The organism is Noviherbaspirillum sp. (assembly GCF_035654295.1).
Classification (GTDB): Bacteria; Pseudomonadota; Gammaproteobacteria; order Burkholderiales; family Burkholderiaceae_D; genus Noviherbaspirillum.
Map to the genome: position 1 here is coordinate 21,851 of NZ_DASRXF010000109.1, position 6,223 is coordinate 28,073.

The following is a 6,223-nucleotide window of genomic DNA, read 5'->3' on the forward strand; positions in this document are numbered from 1 at the left end:
CTCAGCCCGCCTTCAGCAGTTTCTTGTTCATCACATACACCGTCAGGAGGATCGCAAAGGTGACGGCGAACAGGACGAATGCATAGAAATTGGCCGCCGCGTAGTTCAGGCTTTCAACTTCGTCGTAGATCGCGATCGAGGCCACCTTCGTTACACCAGGGATGTTCCCGCCTATCATCAGGATCACACCGAACTCGCCCACCGTATGCGCGAAGCTCAGCACCGCGCCGGACAGCAGCGCGGGCTTGATGTTCGGCAGCAGGATGCGGAACAGCGTGAACATGTCGGACTTGCCCAGCGTGCGCGAGGCTTCGATCAGGGACGCCGGCAGGTTCTGGAATCCCGACTGGATCGGATGCACCATGAACGGCAGGCTGAAGATCACCGAGCCGACGACCAGCCCCGCGAAGCTGAACACGAGGCGGATGTTGAACCACTGCTCCAGCCACTGTCCGAAGGCGTTCTGCGGACTGAAGGCGAGCAGCAGGTAGAAGCCCAGCACCGAGGGTGGCAGCACGAGCGGCATGCTGACCAGGGTCTCGATCACCGGCTTGAAGCGGGTACGCGTGTAAGCGATCCAGTAGGCCAGCGGAATGCCGATCAAGAACAGGATCACCGTGGTGATCGCCGCCAGGCGGAAGGTGAGCAGCAGCGGCTGCCAGTCGTGGCTCATGCGCCTGCCTCCGGAAGCAGCGTCATTTCATTGGCCTTGACCAGGCCTTCCACGGCGTCGCCGATGGCGAGCCCGAGCGCGTGCGAGGAGCGGGTGGTGATGACCGACTCCAGCGCGCGCCCTTCAAAATCCAGCGTCACGCGCGTGAGCAGCGTGCCGCGCTCGATCGCCGCCACGGTGCAGGGGATGCGGTTACGCATGCTGATCAGGCCCGACAGGTTCTTCGCCAGCGACACTTCGGTTTCCTTGAACAGCAGGGTGACGGCCATGCCGGGCTTCCATCCCGCGGCTTCTTCGCTGGCGCCGATCAGGGTCGCGGTGAAGCGGCGCGCGCCGACCTGCACGTCGATCAGCGCAATGCTGCCGTGCACGGCAATGTCCGCAATCTCTCCGGGCAGACGGTTCATGGCAGCAGGTATCCGTAGCGTTCGAGGATGGCGCGCGCCTTCGGCGACAGCATGAAGTCGTGGAACTGTCGTGCCAGGGCCTTCTGCTCGCCGTGCCGGAGCACGACCATTCCCTGCGCGATCGGCTGGTAGGCCTCCCGGGGCAGGTCGATCCACTTGCCTTGCCCTTTCATCTCGGGCGAGACCACTACCGATTTCGCGGTCACCCCCGCATCCGCCGCACGCGAATGGATGTACTGGTTGGTCTGCGAAATGCTCTCGCCGAACACCAGCTTGGGGGCCAGCGCGGCATCCAGCCTGAAGTGCGCGAAGGCTTTCATCGTCTCGCGGCCATAGGGCGCGGTCTTCGGGTTTGCCATCGCGATCTTCGCCACCGCCGGGCCGGGGAGCACCGTCTTCCAGTTGGCCAGATCGAGGTCCTTCATCGTCCACAGGACGAGCGCACCGTAGGCATATACCCTCGGCGGCGCGGCGGCGAAGCCTTCCTTGTGCAGCTTTTCCGGATACTCCATGTCGGCCGAGAGGAAGACATCGAAGGGCGCGCCGTTCATGATCTGCGCGGTGAACTTGCCGGACGAGTTGTAGACCGGCTTCAGGTCGTGGCCGGTTTCCTTCTTGAACTCGGCCTGGATATCGTCGAAGGCATACTGCACGTTGGCGGCGACGGCGACCGTCAGCGTATCGGCGGCGGCGGAAGCGCACAGCGCAAAGAGCAGGGATGCTGCAAGCATTCTCATCGGGGGTTCCTTTCAGTAGGCCGGCACGCCGAGGACAACGTGCGAGGCATTGAAGATCGCAACGGCCGGTTTGCCTTCCGCAAGGTCGAGCTCATCGGCGCTGTCGTTGCTGATGACGGCGCACACGGTCGTGCCGCCGGGAAGCTGGATCACAACTTCGGCATTCACCGCGCCGCGCTGCAGCTTGACGACCGTGCCTTCCAGCCGGTTCTGGGCGGACAGTTTCAGGCCGTCGCCGGCCTCCGCGACCATCACCCACGGCGCCTTGATCAGCGCCACCACGTCGACGCCGGGACGCAACCCGAGATGGCGCGTGCTTTCCTGTGTGATGACGGCCACGATGCGATCGCCACCCTGCAGCGCGACGACGATCTCGTCGTTCACCGCGCCGCTGTGGATCTCGGCCACCTTGCCGTAGAACTGGTTGCGGGCGCTGGTCTTCATGTTCAATCGGCGCATCAGTTGATAGGTGTCGGTGAAATCTTCGATGTTCTCGCCCAGCGTTTTCAGGAAGCGCTGGTGCTCTTCCTCGATCAGCCGGAAGGCGGCCACCAGGCGCATGCCGCGCGGCGTGAGCCGGGTTCCCCCGCCACCCTTGCCGCCGGTGACGCGTTCCACCAGCGGCTCGCCGGCGAGGTTGTTCATTGCATCGACGGCATCCCACGCCGCCTTGTAGCTCATGCCCATGCTTTTCGCGGCCTTGGTGATGGAGCCGGTGTCGGCGATCCGCTGCAGCAGGTCGATGCGGCCGTGGCCGGCGAGATTGCTTTCATTCCTGGCAATCCACAGGCGGCCTTCGATGTGCATTTTGGGGGAGGGCATGGGAGTCAAAAGCGTTATATATGAGATGATATAACGGTAGGGCGTGGCTTGCCATAGTTCGATCGAACTAGGAGAGGGGACGGTAGGGCGGCTTCTGACCGCACTCGCTCAGTCAAGGCAGGACGGTAGGGTGGGTAGAGCGTAGCGAAACCCACCTTGCGGCCGGCGGAGGGTGTTGCTGGTGGGTTTCGCTTCGCTCTACCCACCCTACGATTCTTGATGCGCGGACGTTATAATTCCACCCGCCTTTCCGACCGCTTCACGCCCACGCCGCACCCATGATCGACCCCGCAGATTCCCGCACGCTTCCCCTGGAAAAGCCTACCCGGGTCCACTTCACCACCGATGCGCGGATTTACACCGTCGTGCTTGAACAGGATCTGCTCGGGGATTGGCGGCTCACGCAGTCCTGGCTGTCCAGGAATGGCAAGCGCGGCGGGAAATCGCAGCTCGTGGAGAGCTTCGCGCAGGGCATGGCGCTGCTGGATAAACTTGCCCGGAACCGCGTCCCGGAACCGGCTTAGCCTCTACATCAGGATGATGTCGTACTGCTCCTGGTGGTACAGCGTCTCCACCTGCAGCGAGATCGGCTTGCCGATGAAATCGCCCAGCATCGCCAGGTGCTGGGATTCTTCTTCCAGGAACATGTCCACCACCACTTGCGAGGCAAGGATGCGGAATTCGCGCGGGTTGAACTGCTTGGCCTCGCGCAGCAGTTCGCGCAGGATTTCATAGCACACGGTGCGCGCGGTCTTGACCTGGCCCTTGCCGGAACAGGCAGGGCAGACTTCGCACAGGATGTGCGACAGCGATTCGCGCGTGCGCTTGCGCGTCATTTCCACCAGCCCGAGCTGCGAGAAGCCGGATACCGATACCTTGGTGCGGTCGCGCGACAGGGCCTTGTTCAGCTCGGCCAGCACGGCGCTGCGATGCTCGACGTTCTCCATGTCGATGAAGTCGAGGATGATGATGCCGCCCAGGTTGCGCAGCCGCAGCTGGCGTGCGATCGCGTGTGCTGCTTCCAGGTTGGTCTTGAAGATCGTGTCGTCGAAATTGCGGCCGGTAACATAGCTGCCGGTATTGACGTCGATGGTCGTCATCGCCTCGGTCTGGTCGATGATCAGGTAACCGCCGGACTTGAGGTCGACGCGGCGGCCGAGCGCGCGCTGGATTTCCTCTTCCACGCCGTACAGGTCGAACAGCGGCCGCTCGCCGGTGTAATGCACCAGCTTGGCCAGCACCGACGGCGTGTAGGCATTGCCGAATTCCTGCAGCTTCTGGAAATTTTCCCGCGAATCGACCTGGATGGTCGAGGTGTTGTCGTTGACGAAATCGCGCAGCACGCGCTGCGCCAGGTTCAGGTCCTGGTACAGCAGGGTGGGCGCCGGCTTCGTGCGCGCGAGCTGGGTGATGTTCGCCCAGGTCTTGCGCAGGTAGTCGATGTCCATCTGCAGGTCGGCATCCGATGCGTCCTCGGCCATGGTGCGGATGATGAAGCCGCCCTTTTCCTCTGCCGGCAGCAGCTTCTGCACCTTGGCCTTCAGCGATTCGCGGTCCACCTCGTTCTCGATGCGCTGCGAAATCCCGATGTGGGAATCCTGCGGCAGGTAGACCAGCATGCGGCCGGCAATCGAAATCTGCGTCGACAGGCGCGCGCCCTTGGTGCCGATCGGGTCCTTGATCACCTGCACCATCACCGACTGCCCGTCGTACAGCAGCTTTTCGATCGGCGCGGGCATGGTGTTGGAATTGTCGTGCGGACGCGCCTCCCAGATGTCGGCCACGTGCAGGAAGGCGGCGCGTTCCAGTCCGATGTCGATGAAGGCGGATTGCATCCCCGGCAGCACGCGCACCACCTTGCCGAGATAGACGTTGCCGGCGAGGCCGCGCGACAAAGTGCGTTCGATGTGGAGTTCTTGTACAGCGCCCTGGAGGATCAATGCAACCCGCGTCTCCTGCGGGGTGATATTGATGAGGATGTCTTCGCTCATAAAGTCGGGATACCGGCTTGATTTAATAGTTGTGCGGTCTCGAACAGCGGCAGGCCCATGATCCCGGTGTAGCTGCCCGCGATGTGCTTGACGAACACCGCCGCCATGCCCTGGATGCCGTAGCCGCCCGCCTTGTCGTAGGGCTCGGAGCTGGCGCAGTAGGCGCGCATCATCTGTTCGGTCAGGGTGATCAGCGTGACGTCGGAAGTCTGGGTCTGCTGGAAGGTGTCGCCGTCGCGATGCAGCGCGACGCTGGTGATGACCTGGTGCGTGCGGCCGGAGAGCGCGCGCAGCATTTCCATCGCTTCGGCTTCATTGGCCGGCTTGCCCAGGATGCGGCCGTCGACGACGACGGTGGTATCGGCCGCCAGCACCGGGCGCAGCGGCAGGCGGCGCGCCAGCATGATCTTCCAGGCCTGTTCGGCCTTCTCGCGCGTCACGCGCACCACGTAGTCATGTGCCCGTTCGTTGGGCAGCACTTCCTCGCTGACGTCGGGACCGCGCGGGCCCTGGTCGCGCAGCAGCAGCAACTCGAATTCGACGCCGATCTGGCGCAGCAGCTCGCGCCGCCGGGGGCTCTTGGAAGCGAGGTAGATCTTGTGGTCTGCCGGTTTCATTGGAATGCTTATACTCGATGGTACGGGTGGTTCTGCGTGATCGACCAGGCACGGTACAACTGCTCGGCGAGCAGGACCCGCACCATTCCATGGGGAAGCGTCATGCTCGACACGCGCACCAGCATGTCGGCCGATGCCTTGAAGCCGGCGTCCAGCCCGTCTGCCCCGCCTATGACGAATGTAACATCACGTCCGTCTTGTTGCCACTGGGTCAGCAGTTGCGACAGTTGCACCGTCGTAAGGTCCTTGCCGCGCTCGTCCAGGGCCACGATGCGCGAACCTTTCGGGATCGCTGCCTCGATCTTGCTGCGCTCAAGGCCCATGACCGTTTCGGCAGTCTTGCTGCCGGAACGTTCTACAGGCTTGATTTCCTTGAGGAGGATGCGGCATTCCGGCGGCATGCGTTTCGCATATTCGCCGAAGCCGTCTTCGATCCAGGCGGGCATCTTGTGGCCCACCGCGGCGATGATGAGCTGCATGGCAGCTTATTTGGCGGTCGTCCGTTTGGCGGCTGTCTTCCTCGGCGCGGCGCTCTTGGTTGCGGCGACCTTCACGGTCTTGCCGGCCGGGGTCTTGGCGGCGGTTTTCCGTGCGGTGGTCTTGGCGGCTGCAGTCTTGGCGGCCGCAGTCTTCGAGGCGGTCTTTGTTGCCGCAGTCTTTGTCGCCGCAGTCTTGCGGGCGGCGGTCTTGCGTGCCGGTTTCTTCGGCTCGTCGTCGTCCAGCGTGGTCTGGCTGGCGGCGATGTGGGTCGAGCGCTTGCGCACCGGCTTGGCCTCGCCGTCCTCGGCGGCGGCCGTCTTTTTCGCCGTGCGCTTGGCCGCGCCGAACTTCACTTCCTTTTCACCCCAGATTTCCTCCAGGCGGTAGTAGTCGCGGATGGCCGGCTGCATGATGTGCACGACCATGTCGCCGAGGTCCACCAGCACCCATTCGCCGGTTTCCTCGCCCTCGATGCTGACGACGTTGCCGCCTTTTT

General features: G+C 63.3%; 9 protein-coding genes. 1 reads left to right on the forward strand and 8 read right to left on the reverse strand.

Annotated elements, in window-relative coordinates:
* Position 1: 1 nt before the first annotated feature.
* The 4 genes from modB to VFF99_RS11625 are packed head-to-tail and all read right to left on the reverse strand — an operon-like array spanning position 2 to position 2,639.
* The gene (gene modB / locus VFF99_RS11610; RefSeq protein WP_325018022.1) at positions 2-673 is read right to left on the reverse strand and encodes a molybdate ABC transporter permease subunit; all 672 of its coding nucleotides are present in this window, start codon (positions 671-673) and stop codon (positions 2-4) included.
* Entirely contained in the window at positions 670-1,080 is a 411-nt protein-coding gene (locus tag VFF99_RS11615; RefSeq protein ID WP_325018024.1) for a TOBE domain-containing protein, read from the reverse strand. The genes modB and VFF99_RS11615 overlap by 4 nt, the downstream gene beginning before the upstream one ends.
* Positions 1,077-1,817 (reverse strand): molybdate ABC transporter substrate-binding protein, encoded by a 741-nt coding sequence (gene modA, locus VFF99_RS11620; RefSeq protein ID WP_325018026.1) that lies wholly within the window; start codon positions 1,815-1,817, stop codon positions 1,077-1,079. The genes VFF99_RS11615 and modA overlap by 4 nt, the downstream gene beginning before the upstream one ends.
* A 12-nt stretch (positions 1,818-1,829) precedes the next feature.
* Positions 1,830-2,639, reverse strand: coding sequence for a TOBE domain-containing protein (locus VFF99_RS11625; protein WP_325018028.1), 810 nt, complete (start codon positions 2,637-2,639; stop codon positions 1,830-1,832).
* Positions 2,640-2,917: 278 nt separating this feature from the next.
* On the opposite strand from VFF99_RS11625, the gene VFF99_RS11630 reads away from it, so the two are divergent.
* Positions 2,918-3,163: a hypothetical protein gene (locus VFF99_RS11630; protein ID WP_325018030.1), complete on the forward strand. Its 246-nt coding sequence runs from the start codon at positions 2,918-2,920 to the stop codon at positions 3,161-3,163.
* A 3-nt stretch (positions 3,164-3,166) separates the two neighbouring features.
* On the opposite strand, the gene rng is transcribed toward VFF99_RS11630, so the two are convergent.
* The 4 genes from rng to VFF99_RS11650 all read right to left on the reverse strand — a co-directional run.
* Positions 3,167-4,630, reverse strand: coding sequence for a ribonuclease G (rng, locus tag VFF99_RS11635; RefSeq protein WP_325018032.1), 1,464 nt, complete (start codon positions 4,628-4,630; stop codon positions 3,167-3,169).
* Positions 4,627-5,247, reverse strand: coding sequence for a Maf family protein (locus tag VFF99_RS11640; RefSeq protein ID WP_325018034.1), 621 nt, complete (start codon positions 5,245-5,247; stop codon positions 4,627-4,629). Before VFF99_RS11640 ends, rng begins: the two co-directional genes overlap by 4 nt.
* 8 nt (positions 5,248-5,255) lie before the next feature.
* Positions 5,256-5,726 carry a 23S rRNA (pseudouridine(1915)-N(3))-methyltransferase RlmH gene (rlmH, locus tag VFF99_RS11645; RefSeq protein ID WP_325018036.1) on the reverse strand — a complete coding sequence of 157 codons (471 nt, stop codon included), beginning with the start codon at positions 5,724-5,726 and terminating at the stop codon, positions 5,256-5,258.
* 6 nt (positions 5,727-5,732) lie between these two features.
* A partial coding sequence (locus tag VFF99_RS11650; RefSeq protein WP_325018038.1) for an RsfS/YbeB/iojap family protein occupies positions 5,733-6,223 on the reverse strand: 491 nt, incomplete at its 5' end.